Annotated in this window: 1 rRNA gene (cut by a window edge); it reads left to right on the plus strand. The window is 56.3% G+C overall.

The features are described from left to right. Positions 1 to 1,186, plus strand: a 23S ribosomal RNA gene (locus ACIQJT_RS41640) (it extends 2,033 nt beyond the left edge of the window).

The raw sequence follows: 1,186 nt of genomic DNA on the forward strand, positions 1-1,186 counted from the left end.
GGGTCTTGCACTCTGAGCTGGGGGTGGCCGCAGAGACCAGCGAGAAGCGACTGTTTACTAAAAACACAGGTCCGTGCGAAGCCGTAAGGCGATGTATACGGACTGACGCCTGCCCGGTGCTGGAACGTTAAGGGGACCGGTTAGTCACATTTCGGTGTGGCGAAGCTGAGAACTTAAGCGCCAGTAAACGGCGGTGGTAACTATAACCATCCTAAGGTAGCGAAATTCCTTGTCGGGTAAGTTCCGACCTGCACGAATGGCGTAACGACTTCTCGACTGTCTCAACCATAGGCCCGGTGAAATTGCACTACGAGTAAAGATGCTCGTTTCGCGCAGCAGGACGGAAAGACCCCGGGACCTTTACTACAGTTTGATATTGGTGTTCGGTTCGGCTTGTGTAGGATAGCTGGGAGACTTTGAAACTCGGACGCCAGTTCGGGTGGAGTCGTCGTTGAAATACCAGTCTGGTCGTGCTGGATGTCTAACCTGGGTCCGTGATCCGGATCAGGGACAGTGTCTGATGGGTAGTTTAACTGGGGCGGTTGCCTCCTAAAGAGTAACGGAGGCGCCCAAAGGTTCCCTCAGCCTGGTTGGTAATCAGGTGTTGAGTGTAAGTGCACAAGGGAGCTTGACTGTGAGACCGACGGGTCGAGCAGGGACGAAAGTCGGGACTAGTGATCCGGCGGTGGCTTGTGGAAGCGCCGTCGCTCAACGGATAAAAGGTACCCCGGGGATAACAGGCTGATCTTCCCCAAGAGTCCATATCGACGGGATGGTTTGGCACCTCGATGTCGGCTCGTCGCATCCTGGGGCTGGAGTCGGTCCCAAGGGTTGGGCTGTTCGCCCATTAAAGCGGTACGCGAGCTGGGTTTAGAACGTCGTGAGACAGTTCGGTCCCTATCCGCTGTGCGCGTAGGAGTCTTGAGAAGGGCTGTCCCTAGTACGAGAGGACCGGGACGGACGAACCTCTGGTGTGCCAGTTGTTCTGCCAAGGGCATGGCTGGTTGGCTACGTTCGGGAGGGATAACCGCTGAAAGCATCTAAGCGGGAAGCCTGCTTCGAGATGAGGACTCCCACCCCCTTGAGGGGTTAAGGCTCCCAGTAGACGACTGGGTTGATAGGCCGGATCTGGAAGCCAGGTAACTGGTGGAGGTGACCGGTACTAATAGGCCGAGGGCTTGTCCAT

Origin of the sequence: Streptomyces sp. NPDC091972 (assembly GCF_044756385.1) — a bacterium.
In the GTDB taxonomy this organism is placed as follows: Bacteria; Actinomycetota; Actinomycetes; order Streptomycetales; family Streptomycetaceae; genus Streptomyces.